Origin of the sequence: Clostridium sp. HCS.1 (genome assembly GCF_047900555.1) — a bacterium.
Lineage (GTDB): Bacteria > Bacillota > Clostridia > Clostridiales > Clostridiaceae > Clostridium.
Genome location: NZ_CP170704.1, coordinates 3,156,011 through 3,182,495 on the forward strand (window position 1 = coordinate 3,156,011; position 26,485 = coordinate 3,182,495).

The following is a 26,485-nucleotide window of genomic DNA, read 5'->3' on the forward strand; positions in this document are numbered from 1 at the left end:
TCACCTACCTTTTACTTTCTTCTACTATAGTATATATTTCTCTAGATAATCTAGCTATAAGTTCACAAGCTTCTTCGCCCCAATCAAGTAAATATCTTTCATCTTCCCCACCATCTTCATAGGGATTTGTACTTAATTCTCCAATATCCTTAGTTAAAATAACTAATATATAGGGATCTTCTCCATAAATTATCCCTATATCATGATAATATCTGTAGTAATTTCCTATTTTATGGGCAAATTTATTATAATCTAAATACTTATCTAATCTATCATGGTAAGTAGTTTTAGTCATATATTCTATAAGGGTATTATAATATGGGTTATTATCTGGATTTTCATATAAATTATTTAATAAAATTCCAATCTGCCTTGCTGTTGTATAATTTCCCTTAGGTATATTATTATCTTCTGTAATTTCTTTCATATAATCAGTAATGTTAGTTTCTGCTACTCGTGATAACATATTCTTAGCTATATTGTCAGAATTTACAATAGATAAATATATAGCTTCATTAATGGTTATATCAGGAACCTCATCTAAACTACTTAAAACTCCACTTCCTTCTTCCTTATCCTCTTCACTAAAATGAATTAAATCATCTAATGATTTATTTCCAGCTATAACTTCATCTAATATTAACATCGATAAAGGAACTTTATTTGTACTTGCAGCTATATAATATTTATCTGGATTTAAAGTGTATTCTTCATCAGTATTTAAATTCTTAAAATAAATAGCTACATTATTCTTATAATCTCCTAATACTTCATTTGTTTTATTATCAATTAACTCTATAAGTCTGCTATTTTCTCTTTCCAATGTATCTTTATTTTTTATTGTTTCTATATTTCCGCTATATCTGCATCCTGTAAAAATAGTAATAAAAATAGCCATTAACAATATATATATTTTTTTCATTACTACCATCCTTAGTTTTATTTTCATTCTATTATAACATATGAGCTTATTTAAATTATATTTGTAATAAAAAAGTAGATAGACATTATATTCATTCTTTCCTAGATTTACTCTAAGTGAACTGCATATAATATTTATCTACTTTTATTATAGGTAACTAACAATCCTTTAATTAATTTTATAAAAATACCTAAAAATCAACTTTTTAGAATGCTGGAATTACTGTTCCATCACTATATTTTTCTTCTATAAATTTCTTAACTTTTTCAGAAGTTAAAGCCTTTGTTAATGCTTGAATTTTTTCGCTATTTTCATTGCCTTTTTTAACAGCTAATATATTTCTGTAATTTTTAGCTGCTTCTGCATTTGCATCTTCTATTGCTAAAGCTTCTTTAGATGGATTTAATCCTGCTTCAAGTGCATAGTTTCCATTGATAACAGCTAAATCTACTTCATCTAATACTCTAGGTAATTGTGCTGCTTCTAATTCTTCAAATTTTAGGTTCTTAGCATTTTCTGTAATATCCTTAGGAGTAACTAATTCTCCATCATTTAATTTAATTAAACCTGCCTTTTCAATTAATCTTAAAGCCCTAGCTTCATTTGATGGATCATTTGGTATAGCAACTGTTGCTCCATCCTTAAGATCTTTTAAGTCTGTAATAGATTTAGAATAAGCTGCTAATGGTTCTAAGTGAATAGCTGCTGTATAAGTTAAGTCTAAGCCCTTACTTTCATTAGTTTCATTTAAATAAGCTATGTGTTGGAAGTAGTTAGCATCTAATTCTCCTTCATCTAATGCTGTATTAGGCGTTACATAATCAGTAAACTCTACTATTTTTACTGTATATCCTTCCGCTTCAAGATCTGGTACTATTTGCTCTACTATTTCCTTATGAGGAACAGGACTAACCCCTATTGTTATTGTTTTATCTTCAGATGCTGAACCAGATTTATCATCCGCCTTATTTCCACATCCTACTAAGCCCATTGCTAAAGCCCCTGCTAATAAAATTGATAAAATTGATTTTCTTTTCATATTTAAAGCCCCCTTAATTTAATTTATTGTGATAATTTTTTATATAAGTAGTTTCCTAGTGATTGTAGAACTTGTACTATTATTACTAAGATTACTACTGTTACTATCATTACATCTGTTTGGTATCTTTGATACCCATATCTTACTGCTAAATCACCAAGTCCACCTGCGCCTACTGTTCCTGCCATAGCTGAATATCCAATTATGCTTATTATTGTTAATGTTAATCCTGAAATTATTGATGGTACTGCTTCTTTAAGCATAACCTTAAATATTATTTGAATATTTGATGCTCCAAAGGACTTAGCTGCCTCTACTACTCCTGGATCTACTTCTTTTAAAGCTGATTCTATTATTCTTGCTACAAATGGAGCTGCTGCTATAGTAAGTGGAACTATTGCTGCTGTGGTTCCTATAGACTTTCCTACTAATAATTTTGTAAAGGGCATTATTGCCACCATTAAAATTAAGAATGGAAAACCTCTTAAAATATTAATTATTGTATCTAAAGTTTTATAAACTCCTTTATTAGGCCTTAACCCCTTTGGTGCTGTTACTATTAACGCAATGGCTGGAATAAAACCTAATATTACTGAAAATAGTGTTGAGAAAAATACCATTATTATGGTTTTATTAAATCCTTCTATTAATATTTCTGACATTAATTAAGCACCTCCAATACTACATCTCTTTCTTGAAGATAAGCTATAACCTTGTCCTTATCTTCTTCCTCAATATTTATAACTAAATTACCTAATATATCTTCTCTAAACTTTTCAAGCTTTCCCCAAACTATTGAAAAATCTACATTTAAATCTCTTGCCATCTTTGTTATAAGAGCATTTTCTGAAGATGTACTTGGGAAGAATAATTTAATATTAATACCTTTATTAGGTAAAAGGTCCTCTTCTTCTCCAAGGAATTTCTTTAATGATACTCCTGGCCTTAAGAATAATTCTTCTGCTTTTCCCTCTGCCTTTAATATTCCTCCTTCAATTAATGCAACTTTTTCACAAACTTCTTTTACCACTTCCATCTGATGAGTTACTATTACAATAGTTATACCTAGTTCTTTATTAATCTTAGATAAAAGTGATAGTATGTCCTTTGTTATCTTAGGATCTAAGGCTGATGTTGCTTCATCACAAAGTAATATTTTAGGTTCTAATGCTAATGCTCTTGCTATAGCTACTCTTTGTTTTTGCCCTCCACTTAAACTAGCTGGCTTTACTTTTGCTTTTTCAGAAAGTCCTACTAATTCTAAAAGTTCATTTACCCTTTCATTTATTCTTTTCTTTCTATAAGCTCTATAGCCAATACTTTTTTTATTCCCTAAATTATTTCTATACTCTTTATATTCTTCTTCAAAGCCCCATACTTCTAATGGTAATGCTACATTATCAAATACAGTTTTTCTATTTAATAAATTAAAGCCTTGAAATATCATACCTAGCTTTTTTCTAAATTCTCTTAATTCATATCCTTTTAAATCTTTAACTTCTTTTCCCATAACATTTATTGAGCCATCTTCATAACCTTCAAGTCCATTTATACATCTAAGTAAAGTTGATTTTCCTGCTCCACTATGTCCTATTATTCCATATATCTTTCCTTCTTCAATTGATAATGATACATTTTTAATAACTTCTACATCATTAAATTTTTTAGTTAAGTTTCTAATTTCAATCATTTACGTCCCTCCTAATAAGAACTTCAATAAAAACAAAAAACGCACTAGAGAATAAATTCTCTAGTGCGTGTAAATTCACTTATTGATTTATTCTCTCATCTATCAGCTTAAAAGCTGCAGGATTTAGCACCAAACTTAATATGCGTAATTTAAGCTCAATAAAAATTAAGCCTATCACACCTATTACAGGTTGCTGGGTTTCACAGGGCCAGTCCCTCCACCACTCTTGATAAGAAACATTAAAAAATGTTTATTAAATTTTATATTAATACTATACTGTTATTAACTTAAATTGTCAATAACTATCACGAAAATATTTAGAATATTATTACTTCCCTATCTATATTCATTAATTCTGCATCAGTATTTTCTTCAACAAAATTTATTATATTTTCATATGTTGAATCTACTTGTGCATTTGTAGCACAAATAGCTGATACTCCAATAGTAATATAATTATGAATGTCTTGATTACCTACTTCATTTACTGATATATTAAATTTATTTTTAAGCTTTTGAGTTACACTTCTAACTATCATTCTTTTTTCTTTTAATGAATGAACCCATTCAGCCCTTAAGTTAATAGTCATTACTAACACCTTCATAATTATCACCCTTTTATTAATATTATACTCCTTATATTAATATAAGTAAAAGAAGGAGAAATAATACACAATATTAATCCATTCCTTTAAAGTTCCATTCATTATAAAACTCATCTAAAAACTCTTCCATAAATTTATGTCTTTTTTCTGCTATTTCCTTTGCTGTATCTGTATTCATTAAATCTTTTAATTTTAATAATTTTTCATAAAAATGATTTATTGTATGATTTTCTGCATTTTTAACTTCATCTAAGTTTTTAAAATCCATAGGTTTTATTGATGGATCATACATTAGACGATTTTTACTGCCACCATAAGCAAAGGTTCTAGCTATTCCTATTGCACCTATAGCATCTAATCTATCTGCATCTTGAACTACTTTCCCTTCAATTGTATGTTGGGTTGAATCCACAACTCCACCTTTATAAGACATAGTTTTTATTATTTTTATTATTGCTTCAGAGGATAATTCGTCTACTTCTATGGACTTTAAGAAATCTTCTGTAACGGTAGTATTACTATCATTGGACTTTGAAAATTTCCAATCATCAATATCATGTAATAATGCAGTCATTTCAACAATAAAAGAATCTGCATTTTCTTTTTCAGCTATATATTTAGATAAGTTATATACTCTTTCTATATGGAACCAATCGTGTCCACTTCCTTCTCCATATAGTTTGTTTTTCACAAATTCTTTAGTTTTTTCTATCTTTAAAGATTTATCCATTTTATTCTCCTTTTGTAGTAAATTATATAATTATTATACATTAATCATTAACTTGAATCCCATGATAAATATTTAATTTTTAATAATAAAAGACTCTATTTTATTTGAATGTTGATAATTAATTAATTTTTTCAATTCTGTATAATGTCATTATCTTTGTGGAATTATATCCCAATTAATGTATAATAAGAATATATATTATTATACATTTGTATTAAAATACTAGGTATTGGGGAGAAAAAATAAAATGAATAGTAAAAATACAGTAAAATATCTTATTTATCTTATTCTTCTTATAAGTTTATATTATTTAGGTTCAAGTATATTGGCAAAACATTATGAAGAAGCAAAAATAACTTTTATTTATAACTACTGGTTAATTACAATGGTAAAGCTGATATTCTTTGGCGGAATTGGTATGGTATTAGGTTTAGATAAGTTTTTATCAGAATTAACTAAGGAAGGAAAATGGAAATTTGATATTACTAAATTAATAATTTTAGGAATACCTTCTCTAATTTTTTCTATGCAATATTTAGTTTTAACTTTTATTCAAATTCCAAATTCATTTAGCAGTGTATTTACTATAGCAAATATTGTCTTAGGATATACATTAATATCAAGCTTATATAAAGAATATTAATTTTGAAATATTACAAATTAATTTATAGGATCTAAGTAATTGTATTTAATTAAGAGTTAATAAATATTATGAGGTGTAATTTATGAATAATGGTAAAAATTTTATTAGGGCTTTTTTATTATCAATTGTTATTATTATCGGATTTCTTATTTTATTTGAATTAATAGGGTTTGACCAGGAACAAACTAGTATTGCAGTTGCAACAATAATTGTTTTTACTATGCTCTATTGTACGTATTCTATTATTGATGAAATAAGAGATACTAAAAATACGAAGGAATAATCTTAACTATTACGAATTGATAAACTTATAGGAAGTGAGTAATTGTATTGTATTGTATTGAGTAATATAATAGATGTTTATATTGAAAGGAGTATATGATAAGAAGTGAAGAAATTGTTATTAACATTTACTATTCTGTTAAATTGCATCATTATGACTATGTGTACGAGTGAAACTATAACTAAAGTAACGTATCAGGGTGGAAGTTTAAATTGGGAATCAACAATGATATTTGATGAAAACGATAAGTATATAGTTAATATTAAGTATATAGGGCAAGAAGAACAGTTGCCATTAAAGGCTACTTTAAATGCAGAATTCTTATCAGGTAACAGTACGGGTGGATATTTTGAGTACAGTGAATTAACAGCCGAAAAATTTGGAGGTTTTACTTTTGAAGACGATTATGATAAAGAGATATTTGGCTCTGTATCAAAATCTAAGAATAAAGATAAGTTGAATGTAGTTATAAAATGGAATAATACAGAAGAAACTATTGAATTAAGTAAAGTTAATAATAATGAAAGCGATTAATATTAAACTATTACGAATTGAAAGTTAATAAATTTATTTATTAACTTTCATCCTTTCCATTATCAACACCAATTTAAAACATAAACTAATAAAAAAGTGTCTACAAAGCAGACACCTTTTAAACTCCTAACTCTTAACCTTATCTATTCACTCTTCACTATTACCTATTACCTATTACTTAGCTACTCTATTATATAACTTAGTTAAATCATAAATTTCTTTTGCTAGTTTATCAGTAAAATCACTTTCTTTTGCTCTCCACATCCAGTTGCCTCCTAGAGTTGATGGGAAGTTCATTCTAGCTTCTTTTCCTAGTCCTAAGAAATCTTGCATAGTTGTAATTGCTAGGTAAGCAGTACTAGACCATACTCCTCTTATTAAACCTCTAGCAATACCTTCTTCGTAAGTTAAATTAAGATATTTCTTAGCCTTTTCTATTTCTGCTGTAGTTCCTGTTGAGTTGTACCAGCCACATACTGTATCATTATCATGAGTTCCTGTATAGGCTACGCAGTTTACTGGATAGTTATGTGGTAAATCTCCACTATCTTCTCCACCAAAAGCAAATTCAAGTATTTTCATTCCTGGGAAACCTGTATAATCTCTAAGTTTGATTACTTCATCTGTCATCATTCCTAAATCTTCTGCAATTATTTTTACATCTCCAATTTTATCTTTTATTGCTTTGAAAAGCTTAGTTCCAGGTCCCTTTGTCCACTGACCATTCTCTGCAGTTTTATCTCCATATGGAATTTCCCAATAAGCTTCGAATCCTCTAAAATGATCAATTCTAACTACATCGTATATTTTGAAACTCTCTCTAACTCTTTTTATCCACCAATCATATCCATCTTCTTCAAGAGCCTTCCAATTGTAAATAGGATTTCCCCATAATTGACCTGTGCATGAGAATGTGTCTGGAGGACATCCTGCAACTGTTATTGGTTTCATATCCTTATCTAGGTTAAAATATTTAGGATTACTCCAAATATCTGCACTATCTTCAGCTACATATATTGGTATATCTCCTATTATATTTATTTCATTTTCATTAGCATATTTCTTTAAGTTATTCCATTGCTTAAAGAAAATATATTGAATGAATATCCAATAATTAATCTCATCTTTAAGTAATGTCTTATAATGATTTATTGCTTCTTTTTTTCTAAGTCTTATATCATCATCCCAATTATACCAACTAACTAAATCAAAATGATTTTTAACTGCCATATATAAAGAATAGTCTTCTATCCAAAATTTATTTTCAGCTATAAATTTCTTTAATTCCTTAGTATACTTTCCTTTTGAATTTTCATAAGCAATTCTAAGAACTTTATTTTTATTAATAAATAACTTTTGATATTCAACTGTATCTTCTTTTGATCCATAATCTAAATTTTCATAATCACCTTTATTTAATAAGCCTTCTTCTTCCAATATATCGAAATCTATAAAGTATGGATTACCAGCGAAAGCTGAAAAACATTGGTATGGAGAATCTCCATATCCTGTTTGCCCCAGGGGAAGTATCTGCCAATATTTTTGTCCACTTTTTTTTAAGAAATCTATAAATGAAAAGGCTTGTTTCCCAAAAGTACCTATTCCATACTTTCCAGGTAATGATGAAATATGCATTAATATTCCACTACTTCTTTCCATTTTACTACCTCATTTCTGCCAAATTTTCATATATTTTACACAACGCTAGTATAACATTTTTAATAAAAGATTTGCAAAATTCTGTTTCAGGGTATAATCTTAAAATTTATAATAATAATTTTTATTATTCTATCCTAGGGTTTGTTGATTCTCTTTTTATTAATTCTGTATTAAGAATAATGTGTTTATTATCTGTTTTATTCATCATTAAATCTAATAATAAATCAACACTAATTTTAGCCATTTCCACTTTAGGTTGTATAACTGTTGTTATAGTAGGGTTATAAAATTCACTTATATCCATACCATCAAATCCTATAATTGAAATATCTTTTCCTACTATTAACCCTCTGTCTTTTATAGCCTTAGCACATCCTACAGCCATTATGTCTGATATTGCAAATATAGCTGTAACTTCATTATGTTCATCTAAAAATTTTTTAGTTTCTTCATAGGCTCCTCTATAATCATAATTCCCTAAAATTCTATATTCCCTATTAACTGAAATACCATTATCAATCAAAGCTTGTAAATATCCAGCTTCTCTTCGATGACTAATTCCAATATCATATTCATCCCCTAGCATTAAAGCTATATTTCTATGGCCAAAATCTATTAAATATTTAGTAGCCGAATAGGCTGCCTTTTCATTATCTATGGATACTGATGAAAATTTAGATAACTCTTTTCCATACTTATGATTAATAGATGTTAGCACTACAGGAACATTAATATCTTTAAAGTCATCATTTTTTACGTCTGTAAAGTTGCCTCCAAGACATATAACACCTTGTAGTCTTTTTTCCTTTATTATGGATATTAAATTATTCATTTCATCATCACTTAGATAGTCATGATGTTCTAATATCATTGAATAACCAGCTTTAGATATTCTTTTACTAATTAAATCTAACATTTCTGAGAAAAAAGGATTAAATACCCCTTTTATTAATACCCCAATATTATTTGAATTGTTCTTTTTTAAATTTCTTGCACTGTTGTTTGGTATATAATTATTCTCTTTTATAATCTCTAAAACTTTTTCTCTTGTTTGCTCCTTAACGTCTGGATGATTGTTAATTACACGTGATACCGTACTAACCCCTACCCCAGCTATATTTGCAATATCTCTTATGTTAATCATAAATCCCTCCAAAATTCGACAAAATATTCGGTACCGTTTCCATTATCACCTATATTTTTATAATGTTTACCTTAATATAATACACTATTCCTTTACTGATCCAGAAACTAATCCACCTGCTATATACTTTTGGAAAAGCATAAATATAACTACAATTGGTGTAGTAGCCATTACTGCTGCTGCTGAATATTGAGTCCAATTTGCTGAGAATTGATCCTTAATAAATTTTTGTAATCCAGTTACAATAGTTTGTACATCTGCATTTTTTAATATTGCTGAAGTAAACATAAATTCACTATAAGCTCCTATAAATGCAAATAAGAATATTACTATTAACATATTTCTTAATAAAGGTAGTATTACTGATGTAAATACTTTAAATGTAGATGCCCCATCAATGTATGCTGCTTCAACTAATTCATCTGGAATACCATCTACTGCACCCTTTAAAAGCCAAATATTATATGCACTACCACCAGCTAATATAAGTATTAGCACTATTGGTTTATTAGTTAAGTTGTATGTGAAAACTATTCCCATTATTGCTGGTAATGCCATAGCAGCTGGAAACATTTGAAGAATTAATAAACTCATAAGTCCTTTTTTTCTTCCCCAGAATCTTAGCTTAGAGAAAGCAAAAGCTGCTGGAACTGATAACACTAATTGAAGAACTGCAACACTAGTACAAATAATTAGTGAATTTCTAAGCCATAATAAGAAATTTGTTTTTTCAAGTACTTTTACATAATTATCAAGTGTCCATTCTGCTGGGAAAAATGATGTTTGAGTAAATGAACTTCCCTTTGCCATAGATGCAGAAATTACAGCTACTATAGGAAATAATGTTATTAATATCATTATCCATATAAATATTCTTCCAAACCAAGCTGTTCTTATTTCATCAGGTCTTAACTTCTTTTTATACACGACTTTTTCTTTATTCATCGCCATACTTTTTGAATTTATTTCTATTTGCATATTATTCAACCTCCTCAAACTGACCAGATGCTTTCATTTGAATAACTGAAATTGATGCAATTATTATAAATATTATTATGCTAAGTGCAGATGCAATCTCAAATCTACCAAATTGCATTGAAAGTTTGTAATTTACTGATGCTAATATGTCTGTATATCCTGCAAATTGAGTATTTAATCTTGGAGGGTTACCTCCTGTAATTAAATAAGCAGAACCGAAATTATTAAAATTAAATGCAAAGGATGATATTATAAGTGGATATGCAGTTTTAGCTATTGATGGTATTGTTATGTTCATAAATTGCTTCCACTTGCTAGCTCCATCTACCTCTGCTGCTTCATAATATACTTCTGGTATTGCTGCTAAAGAACCTAAGCAAACATTCATCATATATGGGAATCCAAGCCATATATTAACCATTAATATACTTATTCTTGCTAAATTAGGATCTGTTAGCCATTTTATAGGTTCTTGAATTAAATTAATTTGCATTAAGAAATTATTTATTTGTCCATAGCTTCCATTAAATAATCCTTGGAATGATATAATTGCAACTGATGCTGGTAACGCCCAAGGAAGTATTAAAATTCCTTTATAAAATCCTCTTTCTTTAATGTTAGGGTTATTTAAAACTAATGCTATAACTAAACCTAATAAGAAGCATCCAAGGGTTGATATTATTGCAAAAATCATTGTCCATCCAAATACAGGTAAAAATGTTTCCTTAAATGGTCCCACCAAAACTTCTACAAAGTTTGATAAACCTACAAACTTAATTTCACCTTTAGAATATTGAGTATAATCAGTAAAAGCATAAAATACTGTTGATAATACTGGAAATAATGTGAATATACATATTGAAATCAGTGCTGGAGCTAAGAAATAATAAGCTTTAGGACTTTTACTCTTCATTCCCATTTAAAATCCCCCTTTGTAAAATGTAAAATGTAAAATGTAGAATGTAAAATGTAGAATGTAAAATGTAGAATTAAGGAAGAAACTCCCTAAGGAGTTTCTCAAAATTCTAATGCATAATGCATTACCCATTATGCATTGTAATTACATCCTGTAATTATTTTATTTGTTTTATACCTTCTTTAACTTGATCAACTATATTCTTACCAGTAGTTGCTGCATCACTTTGACCAGAAGTTAATAATCTTAAATTATTATTTGCTGGTTCCCACATAGCTTGTACTTCAACTATATTTGGCATTGGAGTTGCAACCTTAGCTTGTTCCATAAATGCTTTAGTGTATTCATCATCAACAGTGTAGTCCTTAGCTACAGGAATTCTGCTACCAGTTTTATAAACTATATCTTGTCCCTTATTAACGAACTCTTCCATTAACTTCCATGCTAAATCTTTATTTTTAGAATTTTCATTAACAAATGAAGTTTGAACACCTAAGAAAGTACTTGGAGCATTTCCGTTTAATGTTGGCATTGGAATTACACCAAAGTTTAATCCTGCTTCTTTAGCACCAGCCACATCCCATGGACCTGAGAAGTAGAATCCAGCTTTACCTGAAGTGAATTCTCCCTTAGCTATATCACCAGTAATATCTGCTGCCATTAATTTATCTTTATTTACTAAATCAGAAATAAATTGAAGTCCTTTTACAGCTCCTTCATTTCCAAGTCCAATATCACTTGGATCTAATGTACCATTATTATTCTTATAAACATATCCACCATTAGCTGAAAGGAAAGCATATGAGAAATAGAAATCGTTTATGTTATAAACAAATCCAACTTCTTTTGCTTGAGCAACTAAATCTTCCATAGTCTTTGGAACTTCTTTAACTAAATCTTTATTATAGAACATTGCTGTTGTTTCTTGTGCAAATGGAATTGCATAAACTTTACCATCTATAGTTACTGCATCAACTAATGCTTTAGAAGTATATTTGTCTTCTGTAACCATACCAACTGGTACTTCTGCAGTAATTCCAGCTTTTTGGAATGTTCCTAAATTATCATGTGGAACTCCTAAAATTATATCAGGTCCGTTATCACTTTGAGCAGCTTGTATCATTTCTTGGAATTTTCCTTGGTCTTCAACAACGCTAACTTCAACATTGTTTTCTTCTCCCCAAGCCTTAGCTACCTTTTCAAACTCTTGAACTTCGTTTGTAGTAAAGTGAGACCAAACAGTTAATGTTTTCTTTTCTCCTGAAGTACTACCTCCATCTTTACTCTTACTTCCACAACCAACAAATGCAGTTGTTGTGATTATACCAGCAATTAATACTGCTAATACTTTTGAACGTTTTACCATAATATATTCCTCCCAAAATCTATTTTTGATCTTTATATTATAAACCCTTTTTAGGTTTATTAACTTATTGATAACATTTTCAGGTAACCTTTCCGGTACCGTTTCCACTTAACCCTATAACCTACTACTATTAATAGCTTCTTTCCAAAGTAAAAATAGTATCTTGAATTCTAATGCTTCATTGAAGTTAGAAATATCATAATTTATGATTTTTTTTATCTTATCTATTCTATAAAACAATGTGTTTCTATGAATATATAGTTTTTCAGCAGACTCACTAATTTTAAGTCCTTCTCCCAAAAATACTTCTATAGTCTTAATTAGTTCATTATCTAATTTAGAAAAAATATTATTATACTGCTTATATGCACGAGTTATTTCTTCGTCACTTGCATTATTGATCATCTTTTCAAGTAATAAAGAATTTTCTCCGTAAACCTTAGATGCCAATTCATATTTTATGCAAATCCCTATATTTCCTTTTAAGTATTCAAATCTTTCTTTTAATTCTTTATATTCATGTATATTGCAATAAGTCATATATACTTTTTTAGTTATATTCTTACTTATTAATTTGAATAACTCATTTATTTTTTCTTTGCTAATTTCATTTTTGCTTATAATTAGAATATATTCATCCTGAGTTACTATAATACTGTCATCTTCCAAAGGATTATTCTTTATTATTTCCAAACCTTTTTTTAATTGTTTTTCATTTAGATAAACAAGTATTAATTTAAAAGGCTTGTACTTAATAACTTCTTTTAAGATATCATCTGAAAATTCCTTTCCCTTTAAAATATCTACTATAATTTCCTCTTTAGACTTAACTGTATTTCCAAGCTCCTGCTCTAAAAAACATTTTAATAATGCTATACAGTTACTATAATTTTCATAAGTTTCTAATGTTAATTCTTCTGTTGGAATTTTAATTGAACAACTTATGGTTTTTATATTTTCTTGAGAAAGGAAATCTGCTAAGATAGCTCCATCTTTATCAACTAGCTTGAAGGGAATCTGAATTTCTTCACTTATCTTTTTAAAAGAATTTCTTAATCCATACATGAGCTCCCTCCCATATAAATTATTTACTTTCTGAAAACAGGTAACGTTTCCAAAAAATCAAGAATGAATTTGTATGTTTATTTTATACTTTTTCTTTCTATATTGCAATTATATAATTGGAATCGTTTTTATTCAATAGTATATTTGTACAATTCAGAAAACTTTTTTTGTACTTTTATCCAACATAGGTTGTTTTTTTACACAAATTATGTGTATATTACAAAAATAGTTAAGATAAACAAAAGTATCTTAACTATTTTTTAAATTATTTCATCTTTTTAATTGAATTTTTCATATCATTTATCATTGAAGAAACACTATCTTTAAAATCGCCACCTATTTCTTCAGCCTTATTAATTAATTCTGATATTTCTTCTGCAATTTCTTCAGTTAATTTACCAGACTTAACATCTTTGTAAAGTTCCTTTAATTTCTTTTCTATATCTTCCATACCCATAATTATAAACCTCCTAACTAATATACTATTATATTTTACCTTTAATAATAATTTATACTAGTTAATTATGATAGTTTTATAGTTTTATCTAAAAGCTTTATAGTAAGTAAACCACAAATAGTTCCTAGTGCTATACCAACTATTATGTCTGATGGATAATGTACAAAAAGATATAGTCTTGAAAAAGCAATTAAGGTTGCTAAAAAATAAAATAAAAAACTCCATTTTTTAAAATAATGTCCTAGAACTACAGCTGCTGCAAAGGATGAAGCCGTATGCCCAGATGGAAATGAAAATGAAGTTGGTGGATTTATTATTATACTTATATCTGGATATGTTATAAAAGCCCTTGGCCTTTGTACTATATTTTTAACTATCCCCTCACCAAGTAAAGATGTCATTAGTAAAGAAATTAATAAAATTATTCCTATTTTCCTATATTTCTTTACAGCTAATAATATTAATGCCATTACTATCCATATAAGGCCCTTATCTCCTAAGCTTGTTATAACTACCATAATCTTATCCATAACAGCATTTGATAAGTTATCTCTAATAAAATTCAATATATTAATATCTAAGTTACTTATTATCTCTAACATATTCTCGCCTCATTTTTTATTTTTAAATTCCAAGAGTTTTTAACACACCTTCTAATACAGCTTTTCCATTCATTGTTCCATAAAGTTTCATATCAATAACTTCCACAGGTACTCGTCCATTAACTAGTTCATCTACTTGTGGTTTTTGGTATCTTACTTGAGGTCCAATTAAAACTATATCAACAGTATCAATAACACCTTCACATTGTGAAACTCCTAAAGCATCAACTTCAATTGCTAAACCCTTCTCTTTTGCTGCAGCCTTCATCTTATTAGCTAAAATACTTGTTGACATACCTCCTGCACAAACTAATAATATTTTTTTCATAAAAATACCTCCTGTTTTTTATAATTATATATTTTCAACACTCTTTTAAGCAAGGATACTCCTATAAAACATTTATTAATTAATACATTTACTATTACTTTTGATTACTTTTATATGAAACAAAGGGAGCTATCAAAAATTGACAGCTCCCTTTTATAGTTTATTTTAAATGCATATTATTTACTTTTAATTTCTTTATTCATTTCAATTAATTCTATAGCTATATCCTTAATTGTTTCTGCACTCATAAGTTGATCTTCTGCATGCATTATTATTAAAGAAAACTCTAGTTTTTTTCCGTTAGCTTCATTTTGAATTAAACCAGAATGGGCATGATGTCCCTCTAGCAAAAATCCCTTAGCCTCATCTACCTTTTTTTCTGCTTCTTCAAAATTTCCTGCTCTAGCTTCTCTTATTGCTTCCATCGCTAATGATTTAGCCATTCCAACATTGCTTATTATTTCAAAAGCAACTAATTCTAGTTCATTCATTTCATCCTTCTCCTATCTTTTACATAGTTTCTACGTTTGAATTTAGTCCTTCTTCTTCAGCTTTTGCAGCTGCTTTATTAGATGCTATAACGAAAGGTGCATAAATTAATACACTGACTGCTAAGCATACAAATCCAACTACAAGTCCCATAATTTCTCCACCTGTTCCTACGAAAGGTATAAGTGGTCCTGGAGTAGTCCAAGGCACTCCATAAGCTATTGGTGGAATAATTTTTGCTACAATAGCTCCATATCCTATTAATAGGTTAACAACTGGTACTAATAAGAAAGGTATTATAAATATTGGGTTTAATACTATTGGTAAACCAAATATTACTGATTCATTAATGTTAAATAATCCAGGTCCTATAGATAACTTAGCTATATCCTTTTGATCCTTCATTCTTGAGAATATAAGAATAGCTATAATTAATCCAAGTGTACAACCTGATCCACCGTAGTTAGAGAATCCATCTACTAAAGCCCAAGTTGTTGGGAATGGAGCTCCCCATGCTGTTCCATTAGCTTGTGCGAAAGCTAAGTTAGCTGCATTTGGTTCTGCAAACATAGTATCTCTTACTGCTGCAATAGTATTTGGTCCATGGATACCCATGATCCATAATAAGTTTGATACTAAAGCCATAATTACTACTGATATAATACTATCTCCAAGTTTAGTTAATGGAGCTTGTAATAAGTTATAAATTATAGTATGAATTCCTCCACCATTAGTAATTTTACCTAATATAAAGTTAAGAATTGAGAAACCAACTGTTACTATTATTATTGGTAATAATATTTTAAATGTTCTAGCAACTGCTGGAGGAACTTGTTCTGGCATCTTAATTTCTAGTTTAGGTGTCTTAGAAAGTCTTGATAAAACTTCACCAACTACTAAACCTATTATTAAAGAAACGAATAAACCTTGTGGTCCCATATATTGCATTGTAAGGTTTCCATCAACTGCTGATGGATACATTATAAAGAATACTGATACTGCAGTTAAACCAGTTAATAGGTCATCAGCACCTAAGGATCTTGCAAGATTCCTTGCTATTAAAAATACTATTAAAATTGCTAAAATGTTTAAAGATCCATTTAATACTGGTGCAAATATAGCTTGATAATCTGCTAAATTAGGAATCAAATCCCCTAAATGTAAAAGTTTTGCTATAAATCCATCTGGATGAAGTAAAACATTATTTATTAATACCATTAATGAACCTGCCATTGTTAATGGGAAGGTTAAGATAAATGCATCCCTAACTGCACAAACATGTCTTTGGGCATTTAATTTTGTTGCAATTGGAACAAGTATTTTTTCCATGCTGTTTTCTAATTTTGTCATAAAGCTCATTGTGTTTTCCCCCTTATAATTTTTTATATTTATTAAACCTCTTGTTACTTATTAAATTCCAAGAGTTTTTAATACACCTTCTAATATTGCTTTTCCATTCATAGTTCCATATAATCTCATATCTATAACTTCTACAGGAACTCTTCCCTTAACTAATGCATCTACTTGTGGTTTTTGGAATCTTACTTGAGGTCCAAGTAATACTATATCTACAGTATCAATAACGCTTGAACATTCTGAAACTGGTAAAGCATCAATATCAATTTCAATTCCCTTTTCTTTTGCTGCTGCCTTCATCTTGTTAACTAATAAACTTGTTGACATACCTGCTGCACAAACTAATAATATTTTTTTCATATTAATCCCTCCTAAATTTATATACAACTAAAGCTCTTCGCCATTAGTTTTGATTACATTTTTGTACCAATAAAAGCTTTTCTTTTTTATACGTCTTAAATCCTTTTCACTGTTTTCATCTCTATTTACATAAACAAAACCATACCTTTTTTGATACCCATTAAGCCAACTAAGAAGATCTGTAAATGACCAGGTGCAATATCCCAGCAACTCAACTCCATCAGTAATAGCCTGTCTGCATGCTAATATATGATTTCTTATAAAGTCAATTCTATAATCATCATTTATTACATCATTTTCTTCTAGACTATCAAATTCTCCAAGACCATTTTCTGTCACTAGTATAGGTAATCTATATCTGCTGTTTATTCTTCTAATTCCTACCCTTAAACCTGTTGGATCTATTTCCCAATCCCAATTTGTTCTTTCTAAATGAGGATTTTTAACTGTTTTAAAATTACCTGGAATTCCATAATCCTTAGAAGTCCCTTTTTTCCCTGATGTATTTATTTCTTCAAAGTCACTAATTCCTCCTAAAGGATTTTCTTCTACAGTTTCACTTCTATAGTAATTTATTCCTATAAAATCTGGTTTTCCTCTTTCTAATAATTCTAAATCACCATCCTCTATTTCTGGTGCTATACCTTGTTTCTCATAAGTACTTAAAGCAAATGCTGGATAATTTCCAAAACAATATACGTCTAACCACCAATGACAATTCATATCTTCTGCGTTTTCCCTTGCTAAAACATCTTCTGGTTTACATGTATAAGCATAATTAGGTGTAAAAGCAAAGCTTGGTCCAATCATTCCATTACTAACATATTCTCTAAAAGATACTATAGCCTTTGCATTAGCTAAACTAGCTATATGATTAGCTTTAAGCATTCTTTTTTCGTCCTTTATTCCTGGTGGATGAATTCCGATTTTATAACCTAAAAGCATAAATACATTTTGCTCATTAAGTGTTACCCAACACTTAACTTTTTCACCATATCTTTTATATAGAGTTATACAGTAGTTATTAAAATCTTCTATGATTTCTCTTGACTCCCAGCCTCCATAAAGGTCTTGAAGATATTGAGGTAAATCCCAATGGTATATTGTAATAATAGGCTTTATATCATTGGCAATAAGTTCATCTATTAGCGTATCGTAGAATTCTAAGCCTTTTTCATTTACTTCGCCTCTACCCTTAGGATAAATTCTACTCCATGCTATTGAAAATCTGTATGCCTTAAGTCCCATTTCTTTCATTAAAGCTACATCTTCTTTGAATCTCTTATAATGATCTACTGCTATCTTTCCATTTGTTCCTTTATAAGTTGTTCCAGGAATTTCTGAAAACTTATCCCAAATGCTTGGCCCTTTTCCATCTATATTATAGGAACCCTCAACTTGATATGCTGCAGAAGCACTTCCCCACAAGAAACCTTCTTTAAATTTATCAAGTTTATCGTAAATCACATTTCCCTCCTCCAATCCTTTTTGATGATTTCATTATACATCATACAACACCCTTTGTAATCATTTCCACCCTTAAAAAAACAAGCATTTGATTTATATAATTTGTTCCATAAAAATAACAAATCGTTCCATAAAAAAATGGGAAATAAATAGTATATTCGTTGCTCCGTCGTAAACTCCAAGTCGCCCTCATATACTATTTATTTCCCTCTATGTGGAAGGTAATAATTCCTCACTTCATTCGGAATTATAAAAAATTTGCTTTGTAATATAAACTTTTCATTTTATTTTTTCTTTGTGATGTCGCAAGCGCCAAGTTAACCTCATATAATATTTATTCTATTTCAAAACTGAATTAATAAAATTATAAAAAGGATAGAATTAATTCTATCCCTTCTTAGTCTTGTACAATTTTCTTCCTATTGTCTCTATAATATATAAAGCTGGTATCTGAGTTGTAATATCATAATCTTCTGTTTTTTCTTGTTGCACATAGTATCCAATATTAATATCAGATATTTTGGATAATGTTGAATCTTCATTATTAGTAATGCTTATTATCTTACTGCCTTTTCTCTTTAGCCTATTTATATGATCTATTACTGTTGGTGTTTCTCCAGAAACAGAAAATGCAATAGTTATATAATTGTCACTATATTTGAAATTTAATGGATAAAAAGGATCGTCTATATATAAAGCGTTTTTTCCTGTAGCTGAAAGATATCTAGCAGCATATTTGGAAAGTATTCCTGAAAAACCTATTCCTACAATAATAATTGTGCTAGCTTTATCTAGTTCCCTACAAACTAAATCTATTTTTTCTTTATATTCAACTCCCTGAGCTTTTTTCAAAAAATCTATTATCATAGAGGTATTGTCCGCTAGATTTTTACCCTCTGCTTGTTCTAAATACATTTTAAATTTGACTTTAAATTCTGAAAATCCTTCACAGTCCAACTTCTTACAAAATCTTAATATAGTTGTTGTAGAGACATGAGCTTCATTAGCCAATTCTCTTATTCTCATATAAATAACCTTTTCACTATTTTTCATAATATAGTTATATAATGATAGTTCTAATTCGTTTAGATTTTGTATTTTATTATAACTAAACATATCCTATCTCCTTTAATTATAGTAATGAATAGTTGTTTTAAAATATTCATTTTTATTTTTTAAAGCTTAGCTGTATGCATCACTTATTAATAATTATAATTCAAAAAATGGCTGAAATCTATAGTATAAAGATTTCAGCCTAACTATTATTATATCTAAATATTTTCTCCTCTAGTTTTTATTATGTTCTTATACCAATAAAAAGAGGCTTTTTTCTTTCTATTTAAGTTGTCATTATGGTCAACGTATATAAATCCATATTGTTTTTTATATCCGTTAAGCCAGCTTAATAAATCTATTACAGACCATGCATAGTAGCCTTTTACATTTATTCCTGCTTTAATTGCATTCTTAACTGCAGATAAGTGAGTTTCAATAAATTTTATTCTTGGGATATCAACAATTTCGCCTTCAATGATTGGATCTTCATCTCCTAATCCATTTTCTGTGATATATATTTTAACATCACCAAATCTTTCTTTTAACATTTTAAGGCCTTCTAAAAATGCTTCAGGTGATATTTCCCAACCCCATTTAGTATACTTTTTATCATCCATCTTTACAGTTCTATAGAAACCATCAAAGGAAGGATTTCCAGGTGCCCCTGTAGAATTTTCTCTACTTCTTTCAACACTATCATCTAAATTATTTTTCATAACTCTTTGAGGTTGATAGTAATTTAATCCAATAAAATCGTTTTTATCAGCAGCATTTTTTATTATTTCTAACTCTTCATCTGTCCAATCTATATTAATTCCATTTTTAGAAAGATGATCTACTACATACTTAGGATATTCACCCTTTAATATTGGATCATAGTACCAATTAAGCTCTAATTCATTAGCATGTTTAGCAGCTATAATATTTTCTTCCTTATCATCTACACTAAAGGCTGGAGAAAATACATGAGTAATTCCAATTTCACCATATTGCTTTAATGATTTATATAACTCAATAGATTTTGCATGAGCTAAGAATACATTGTGAGTTGCTTGGAAATATTTATTTATATCCCCAACTATTGCTGGTGGATGAGCTCCCGCTAAATATCCTAAACTACAAAATACAACTGTTTCATTAAAAGTAATCCAATGCTTAACTCTATCACCAAAAGCCTTATAGCATACTTCTGCATAATTAACAAAGGCTTCTACTGTATCTTTGTTAAGCCAACCACCCTTTTCTTCTAAAACCTGTGGTAAATCCCAATGATATAATGTTACAAATGGAACTATTCCATATTTTAAACATTCATCAATAATATTATTGTAGAATTCTAATCCTTTAGTATTAACTTCTCCAGTACCATTAGGTATAATTCTTGGCCATGAAATAGAAAATCTATAAGATTCTAATCCCATTTCAGCCATTAATTTTATATCTTCTTTATATCTATGATAATGATCTACTGCTACATCTCCATTAGTACCTTCAAAAGTTTTTCCAGGTATCTTAGAAAATACATCCCAGTTAGATACACCTTTTCCATCTTCATTCCATGCCCCTTCAACTTGATATGAGGCAGATGCTGCTCCAAATAAAAAATCTTTAGCAAACTTCATTAAATTTTCCTCCTATTATAAAAATAAGCCATTTCAAACACAATATGCTATTTTACATGTACAGTATAGTAAAGGCTTGTACCATATACTGATTTTGTCTTAAATTCATTCTTTAAATGTTTTTCTAAATCTTCAGCTGATAAATCGGTTTCAGCAGAATATACTATCTTAATTCTGTTCTTATCATCTAAAACAGTTAGTTTAACCTTTTCATCTTGGTAATTATCAAAAAACTCTCTTATAAATTTCATTTGAACTCCATTAATTTCCACTTTATGCATACCAAATTCCTCCTACCTAATTACTTACAAATCATTTTAATCTAATTCTACAATATTTTTAGTGTAAAGACTTATTTTTATAAACTAATAAAACAAGTATCATTTTTTTATAATTTGTTTTATTTTTGTAACATATTGTTATAAGAATTATATCAGTTAATTTTAAATAAATATATATTTAAAATTAACTTTTATAGTATTAATTTATTATAGAAAAATAGGTAAGAGCCTTTGTTAACTACTCTTACCTTTTAAACTCTATTTGAATAAATTACTTCCTAACCTCCACAAGCTTATATCATATCCTGCTTCAGTAATTACTTCTGATAAATATTCTAAAGTCACTTTATCTGCATACCAAACTTCATGTTTTATATCATCTTCATCAATATAGTTAAAATATAAATATTGACTATTATTATCTCTTTTTACATCTACATTATATTTTTCTATTATTTTGTTAGCCTCTACTTCTGATACTGCTTTAGCATTTCCCTTTGCTACCCAATCAAATCCCCCTGTGGCTATAGCAAAGATTTTATTGCTATTTATTTTCCCCATTTTTTCTATTAAACTTTCTATGAATTCTTTATTAGCCTTCTCCCCTGGCTCGCTAAAGCCTCCATGTAAGTTATAGCACATCATTACATAAGTAGGACCTTCTATAAAATCCAATTTATCTATAGGAGCATTTGGCTCAAGTATCACTCTTAAATCTAAATTATTTTGTCTTGCTTCACTATACAATTCTTTTATAAACAATAAGAAATTATTCCATAGCTCTATATCCCCTTTAATTTGCTCATAATCTATTTCTATTCCATTAAATTTATATTTATTAGCTAAGGATATAATCTCTTTAATATGATTGCTTCTTGATACTTCATCAGTAAGTAGTTCCTTTAAAATATCTTTATCTTTTACAGAAGATCTTCCATTATCATAAACTATGTCATTTACAATGGTTATATATTTTTTAAAATTATATATTTTACTATCATTATAATATGTTATTAGCTTTTGGGGTACAAGAAGTTCCTTCTTATCATTAAAATTTACAGCAAAATATGAAACACTATCCAATTTATTTTCTAATTGTTTTATTTCATCATCTACTTCTAAATCCCAATATACAACCCAAGAAGATAAATTATTAATTTCTTCAAATAAAGAGTCTTTAACATCATTAATTGATATGTTTTTATCTTGTATATTCACTTTGTTTTTTTCAATATTTTTCTTTATTCTTATTAATTTTATCAATGAAATTGATATTACTACCAATAACAACATACTAAGAACAATATATACTTTTTTATATTTTTTAATCATATTACCTCTTCTATAGGTTAGTTATAAACCAGTTTACTAACTTCTTAAAAAAATTTTTAGTATTATATTTAATAAGTTCAGTACCCTTTAATGATGTATCAAATAAAACTGTATTATCTAATTTGCTTACCTTTAAATTTTTAAATACTCCATCATAAATATCATCATGAATATTTATTTTACTAGAGTCATCTCCCCCCCAGGATGACTCTAATAAAATACTTCCGCACTCCCTGTACCTTACTTCTAATCCCTTTATAATTTCTTCTCCATCCAAAGTAACATTAAGTTTATTATCAATTAACTGTAAATTAACCTTTTTACTTCCTGGTTCACTAATATTAATATCCTTAATATCTCTATCACCACTTAAATTCTTTGAGTAAAGAAGATCTTCTTTTCCATCTATACTCTCAGTTACTTTAACAGTATTATTAACAATTCTAAATCTTAAGTTATTTTTTAAATCTTCACTACTTCTAAGATAAATAGCTTGAGACCCTATTATATTACCATTAAGCTCTACAGATAAATTAATGTCTTTATAATCATTGCTACCTAATAGTTTTAATGTTCCAACTCCCTTCGGTAATGATGTCAGAATTATTGTATCATCTTTAAACTCTACTTCACCATTTATTTTTTCAAATTCCTTAGCTTTTTCCTCATTACCTATAACAAAATCCATACTATTTTTTGTATCATCAAAGATTTTCATTAATAAATGATTCGTTGGCCAATATGCCTGTGGTTGTATTCTTGTTAAATCATAAATTGAATTATCTTTGGTATTTAATGAATATTCTGCTCTATTAAAACTAATGGCAAAGAGATTCTTAATCCACATTTCATTAATATCACTAACCTTATCATTTGTTCCAAACTTACCTGTATTAGAATGCATAAGAACATATAGGTTAGGTGACGTTCCTATTTCATCATTATAAGTTTCCTCTAGCTTTGTATAGTCATATTGTATACGAGCCTTCATTTCACTATAAGTTTCCTTTGGAATATTATTTTCATCTCTAATATAATCCATTAAATAATGATTATAATCTCTATTAATCGTATTTGATGCTTTTACAAATTCATCTATTGTTAATTCCCCTAAATAATTTTGATTATTATCAAAAACATTTATGTATTCTAATCTATATCCATTTGTGCCTAGTTCCCAATATGTACTATCAACTAGCTTTTCTAAGTCCTTTCCCTTTAAAAACTTAGAATCCTTTTTTGAAAGCTTATCAGCATAAGTTAGCATTGTAGCCTTAAAATTATATTTCTCCATTATTTTTTGAGAAAATATTGCAGTATCTGTTCTTCCATCTTCAAATAATAATAATAAAGCTTTAGGTGGTAGCTTCTTTCCTTCATTATAATAATCTAAAACATCCTGCTGAGTTATAGTAACATAACCATTTTCCTTTAAAGCCTTTAATTGATTTTCTAATGCATCAGTACTTATTAAATTATTAGTTCCATTTCTATCTACTCCGAAGTAAGAAATAGTAATAAAACCATTATCTTCTCCACTATTTATGGAGTTATATTCATAGGGACTATATTCTGAAAGTGTAAAAATTGACTTTATAGCTAATACTAATAATCCTATTAATATTATTCCTTCCAAAATACCTCTAACAATTTTTACTCTATCCTTCTTTTTAGGAGAAAATTCTTTACGCTTCATTTATACTTCCTCCTACTTTTCTTCTTTTAGCCATTTCCTTTTTTCTTGCTTCTTCTATATCACTTGGTGTCATTCTTGTTCCCCATGTAGATTTCCAGAAGGTTACCCATGCAATTGGCATTTGCCAAAGTAGTACTGATTCATAGAATATACAGAAGAGCATTCCAAATATCCAGGTTGTACTTTTTCTTAAAAGCATCTGTGCAAAGCTCATCATTAATGCCATCATCAATAATCCAACTACAAAGGTTGTAGGGAATGTTCTTTGAAATAAAGGAATATAAATAAGGTTATAACCAACTACAATTGGTGCTAATATTGGAACTAATAACCCAATATAAAAAAGCACAGCAGCAAAGGGTTCCTTTCTCCACATAAACTTTCCTGAAATAATTGACTCTCTAATCCAAGATCTTTTCCATCTCATCTGTTGCTTTAAAAATACTTTATACTTATTAGGTACTATAGTAGAGCAAAAGGCAGTATCTTGATAGCCTGTTCTGTGCTTGCTTAAAACAAAGTTAGTCATTGCTCTGTCATCTCCAAAAGTAGCTGGTTGCCCTAAGAACTTTTGGTTTCTCCATAGTTCCATATTATCCATTATAATTTGCTTTCTATAGCAAGAAAGAGGACCTGATAAACATGTAACAGTATCAAAATATCCTTCTGCTGCCTTCATTATTCTAAAGGCTATATAATATCTAACAGATTGCATTTTAGTTAATGCATTAGTGTAGGTATTAGCTACATCTGTTCTACCAGCTACCCCCCCCATTTTAGGGTCCTTAAAAGGTTGAACTAAATTAATAATTGCAAATGGATCTAAAAAGCTATCTGAATCAACGAAAACTATTAAATCATGCTTTGCCTTAAGAACTCCTGTACATAGTGCTTCTCTTTTCCCTGCATTTTTTTCTTGTACATAATAACTTAATCTTTTATCTAGCTCAAATCTCTTTTCCTTTTTTAATTCTTCTATTACTTCCTTAATTTTCTCTACAGATTTATCATTTGAACAATCATCTACTATTATTACTTCTAGTTTATCAATAGGATAGTCTTGATTAACACAACTAATAATTGTCCTTTTTATCCACTGTTCTTCATTAAAACAAGGAATTACAATAGTTACTCCTGGAGTATATTTAGTATCTAAGGGTACAGGCTTATATAGTGCACCAAATAAATATCTACTTAATAAAAATACTGCTGCTATAATACTATAAAGATACATTATTTTATTAAATTTAAAATAGATTACACTTTCCACTCTCATTAATATTATAAACAAGCTTATAAATAGTAAGGATAAACTTGATAAAACTAAGAAATACCTATCCTTTGTTCTATTTGAATACTCTGATAAGGTTTCTAGAAATTCTATTCCACATAATATATTTCCATCCTCATCAATTTTATCCCTTACCTTTTTACCCTTTATTTTAACTTTCATTTCATAGCCTTCTGGCATTGAACCTGGAAGTATTTTAAACTGTAAGGTTATTTCCTCTGCTTTTTCAATTAAGTCTAGTTCTTTATTATTATCTAATTTAATTAGCATTCCAGTAGTTGATATATCTCTGGATTTAGCTACAAATACATCTTCTGTTTTAGAAGTCTTACACTTCACTTTTACATCAACTTCTGTAATATATCTAATTCCAGCTTTATTCCCTTCTATAAATGCTGTTTCTTTATGCTTATTCCTTTCTAATACCTTCTTGCCTCTACGATCAATTCTACTTCTTATTCCATCTTTATCAGGAACATTAGATAAGATTCTTCTGTCCTCTTCTTTTACTAATAAAATATCTTCATAGTCCTTCTTTTGTTTCTTGTAATATTTATCCCTAAATCTCAATACA

28 protein-coding genes and 1 riboswitch are annotated in these 26,485 nt (G+C 28.5%); of the genes, 3 read left to right on the forward strand and 25 right to left on the reverse strand.

The features are described 5' to 3' along the window. Positions 1 to 4 precede the first annotated feature (4 nt). The 6 genes from ACFYH6_RS15085 to ACFYH6_RS15110 all read right to left on the reverse strand — a co-directional run bounded on the left by ACFYH6_RS15085 (position 5) and on the right by ACFYH6_RS15110 (position 4,986). Positions 5 to 922, reverse strand: a complete 918-nt coding sequence (locus tag ACFYH6_RS15085) for a serine hydrolase (RefSeq protein WP_416180103.1) — start codon at positions 920 to 922, stop codon at positions 5 to 7. A gap of 205 nt (positions 923 to 1,127) precedes the next feature. Beyond that, positions 1,128 to 1,961, reverse strand: a complete 834-nt coding sequence (locus ACFYH6_RS15090; RefSeq protein ID WP_416180102.1) for a MetQ/NlpA family ABC transporter substrate-binding protein — start codon at positions 1,959 to 1,961, stop codon at positions 1,128 to 1,130. A gap of 23 nt (positions 1,962 to 1,984) precedes the next feature. Beyond that, entirely contained in the window at positions 1,985 to 2,623 is a 639-nt protein-coding gene (locus tag ACFYH6_RS15095; RefSeq protein WP_316342199.1) for a methionine ABC transporter permease, read from the reverse strand. Further along, positions 2,623 to 3,651 (reverse strand): methionine ABC transporter ATP-binding protein, encoded by a 1,029-nt coding sequence (locus ACFYH6_RS15100; protein WP_316342198.1) that lies wholly within the window; start codon positions 3,649 to 3,651, stop codon positions 2,623 to 2,625. Before ACFYH6_RS15100 ends, ACFYH6_RS15095 begins: the two co-directional genes overlap by 1 nt. A gap of 92 nt (positions 3,652 to 3,743) precedes the next feature. After that, a riboswitch (SAM riboswitch) is annotated at positions 3,744 to 3,887 on the reverse strand. A gap of 81 nt (positions 3,888 to 3,968) precedes the next feature. After that, complete coding sequence (locus ACFYH6_RS15105; protein ID WP_416180101.1) at positions 3,969 to 4,256, reverse strand: DUF503 domain-containing protein; 288 nt, start codon at positions 4,254 to 4,256, stop codon at positions 3,969 to 3,971. A 73-nt stretch (positions 4,257 to 4,329) separates the two neighbouring features. After that, positions 4,330 to 4,986 (reverse strand): HD domain-containing protein, encoded by a 657-nt coding sequence (locus ACFYH6_RS15110; RefSeq protein ID WP_316342196.1) that lies wholly within the window; start codon positions 4,984 to 4,986, stop codon positions 4,330 to 4,332. Between the two features lie 247 nt (positions 4,987 to 5,233). On the opposite strand from ACFYH6_RS15110, the gene ACFYH6_RS15115 reads away from it, so the two are divergent. From ACFYH6_RS15115 to ACFYH6_RS15125, 3 genes are all read left to right on the forward strand, one after another. Next, the gene (locus ACFYH6_RS15115; protein ID WP_316342195.1) at positions 5,234 to 5,629 is read left to right on the forward strand and encodes a hypothetical protein; all 396 of its coding nucleotides are present in this window, start codon (positions 5,234 to 5,236) and stop codon (positions 5,627 to 5,629) included. 82 nt (positions 5,630 to 5,711) lie between these two features. Next, positions 5,712 to 5,912, forward strand: a complete 201-nt coding sequence (locus ACFYH6_RS15120) for a hypothetical protein (protein ID WP_416180100.1) — start codon at positions 5,712 to 5,714, stop codon at positions 5,910 to 5,912. A gap of 105 nt (positions 5,913 to 6,017) precedes the next feature. Continuing rightward, positions 6,018 to 6,446, forward strand: coding sequence for a hypothetical protein (locus ACFYH6_RS15125; protein WP_416180099.1), 429 nt, complete (start codon positions 6,018 to 6,020; stop codon positions 6,444 to 6,446). 174 nt (positions 6,447 to 6,620) lie between these two features. Here ACFYH6_RS15125 and malQ read toward each other — a convergent pair whose 3' ends face one another. From malQ to ACFYH6_RS15220, 19 genes are all read right to left on the reverse strand, one after another. Beyond that, positions 6,621 to 8,105 (reverse strand): 4-alpha-glucanotransferase, encoded by a 1,485-nt coding sequence (gene malQ / locus ACFYH6_RS15130; RefSeq protein ID WP_416180098.1) that lies wholly within the window; start codon positions 8,103 to 8,105, stop codon positions 6,621 to 6,623. A 124-nt stretch (positions 8,106 to 8,229) separates the two neighbouring features. Beyond that, positions 8,230 to 9,246, reverse strand: coding sequence for a LacI family DNA-binding transcriptional regulator (locus ACFYH6_RS15135; RefSeq protein ID WP_416180133.1), 1,017 nt, complete (start codon positions 9,244 to 9,246; stop codon positions 8,230 to 8,232). Between the two features lie 87 nt (positions 9,247 to 9,333). Then, positions 9,334 to 10,227: a sugar ABC transporter permease gene (locus tag ACFYH6_RS15140; RefSeq protein WP_316342622.1), complete on the reverse strand. Its 894-nt coding sequence runs from the start codon at positions 10,225 to 10,227 to the stop codon at positions 9,334 to 9,336. 1 nt (position 10,228) lies between these two features. Next, the gene (locus ACFYH6_RS15145; RefSeq protein ID WP_316342623.1) at positions 10,229 to 11,146 is read right to left on the reverse strand and encodes a sugar ABC transporter permease; all 918 of its coding nucleotides are present in this window, start codon (positions 11,144 to 11,146) and stop codon (positions 10,229 to 10,231) included. A 154-nt stretch (positions 11,147 to 11,300) separates the two neighbouring features. Then, a complete protein-coding gene (locus ACFYH6_RS15150) occupies positions 11,301 to 12,509 on the reverse strand; it encodes a maltose ABC transporter substrate-binding protein (protein WP_416180097.1) in 1,209 nt (402 codons plus the stop codon). Positions 12,510 to 12,623: 114 nt separating this feature from the next. Then, positions 12,624 to 13,574 (reverse strand): PucR family transcriptional regulator, encoded by a 951-nt coding sequence (locus ACFYH6_RS15155; protein WP_316342625.1) that lies wholly within the window; start codon positions 13,572 to 13,574, stop codon positions 12,624 to 12,626. A 265-nt stretch (positions 13,575 to 13,839) separates the two neighbouring features. After that, the gene (locus ACFYH6_RS15160; protein ID WP_316342626.1) at positions 13,840 to 14,031 is read right to left on the reverse strand and encodes a hypothetical protein; all 192 of its coding nucleotides are present in this window, start codon (positions 14,029 to 14,031) and stop codon (positions 13,840 to 13,842) included. A gap of 65 nt (positions 14,032 to 14,096) precedes the next feature. Further along, positions 14,097 to 14,633 (reverse strand): phosphatase PAP2 family protein, encoded by a 537-nt coding sequence (locus tag ACFYH6_RS15165; protein ID WP_316342627.1) that lies wholly within the window; start codon positions 14,631 to 14,633, stop codon positions 14,097 to 14,099. Positions 14,634 to 14,655: 22 nt separating this feature from the next. Further along, complete coding sequence (locus tag ACFYH6_RS15170; RefSeq protein WP_316342628.1) at positions 14,656 to 14,961, reverse strand: PTS sugar transporter subunit IIB; 306 nt, start codon at positions 14,959 to 14,961, stop codon at positions 14,656 to 14,658. Between the two features lie 176 nt (positions 14,962 to 15,137). Next, positions 15,138 to 15,452, reverse strand: a complete 315-nt coding sequence (locus tag ACFYH6_RS15175; protein ID WP_316342629.1) for a PTS lactose/cellobiose transporter subunit IIA — start codon at positions 15,450 to 15,452, stop codon at positions 15,138 to 15,140. A gap of 19 nt (positions 15,453 to 15,471) precedes the next feature. Next, the gene (locus ACFYH6_RS15180) at positions 15,472 to 16,809 is read right to left on the reverse strand and encodes a PTS sugar transporter subunit IIC (RefSeq protein ID WP_416180096.1); all 1,338 of its coding nucleotides are present in this window, start codon (positions 16,807 to 16,809) and stop codon (positions 15,472 to 15,474) included. 51 nt (positions 16,810 to 16,860) lie between these two features. Continuing rightward, positions 16,861 to 17,166 (reverse strand): PTS sugar transporter subunit IIB, encoded by a 306-nt coding sequence (locus tag ACFYH6_RS15185; protein WP_316342631.1) that lies wholly within the window; start codon positions 17,164 to 17,166, stop codon positions 16,861 to 16,863. Positions 17,167 to 17,193: 27 nt separating this feature from the next. Further along, positions 17,194 to 18,633 (reverse strand): glycoside hydrolase family 1 protein, encoded by a 1,440-nt coding sequence (locus tag ACFYH6_RS15190; protein ID WP_316342632.1) that lies wholly within the window; start codon positions 18,631 to 18,633, stop codon positions 17,194 to 17,196. 387 nt (positions 18,634 to 19,020) lie between these two features. Continuing rightward, positions 19,021 to 19,749, reverse strand: coding sequence for a MurR/RpiR family transcriptional regulator (locus ACFYH6_RS15195; protein WP_316342633.1), 729 nt, complete (start codon positions 19,747 to 19,749; stop codon positions 19,021 to 19,023). 155 nt (positions 19,750 to 19,904) lie between these two features. Next, complete coding sequence (locus tag ACFYH6_RS15200) at positions 19,905 to 21,311, reverse strand: GH1 family beta-glucosidase (protein WP_416180095.1); 1,407 nt, start codon at positions 21,309 to 21,311, stop codon at positions 19,905 to 19,907. Between the two features lie 47 nt (positions 21,312 to 21,358). Further along, positions 21,359 to 21,592, reverse strand: a complete 234-nt coding sequence (locus ACFYH6_RS15205; RefSeq protein ID WP_416180094.1) for a hypothetical protein — start codon at positions 21,590 to 21,592, stop codon at positions 21,359 to 21,361. Positions 21,593 to 21,850: 258 nt separating this feature from the next. Further along, positions 21,851 to 22,924 (reverse strand): glycosyl hydrolase, encoded by a 1,074-nt coding sequence (locus ACFYH6_RS15210; protein WP_416180093.1) that lies wholly within the window; start codon positions 22,922 to 22,924, stop codon positions 21,851 to 21,853. Positions 22,925 to 22,934: 10 nt separating this feature from the next. Beyond that, on the reverse strand, positions 22,935 to 24,620 hold the full coding sequence (locus tag ACFYH6_RS15215) for a glycoside hydrolase (protein ID WP_416180092.1): 1,686 nt from the start codon (positions 24,618 to 24,620) through the stop codon (positions 22,935 to 22,937). Continuing rightward, the gene (locus ACFYH6_RS15220; protein ID WP_416180091.1) at positions 24,610 to 26,481 is read right to left on the reverse strand and encodes a glycosyltransferase; all 1,872 of its coding nucleotides are present in this window, start codon (positions 26,479 to 26,481) and stop codon (positions 24,610 to 24,612) included. Before ACFYH6_RS15220 ends, ACFYH6_RS15215 begins: the two co-directional genes overlap by 11 nt. Positions 26,482 to 26,485 lie beyond the last annotated feature (4 nt).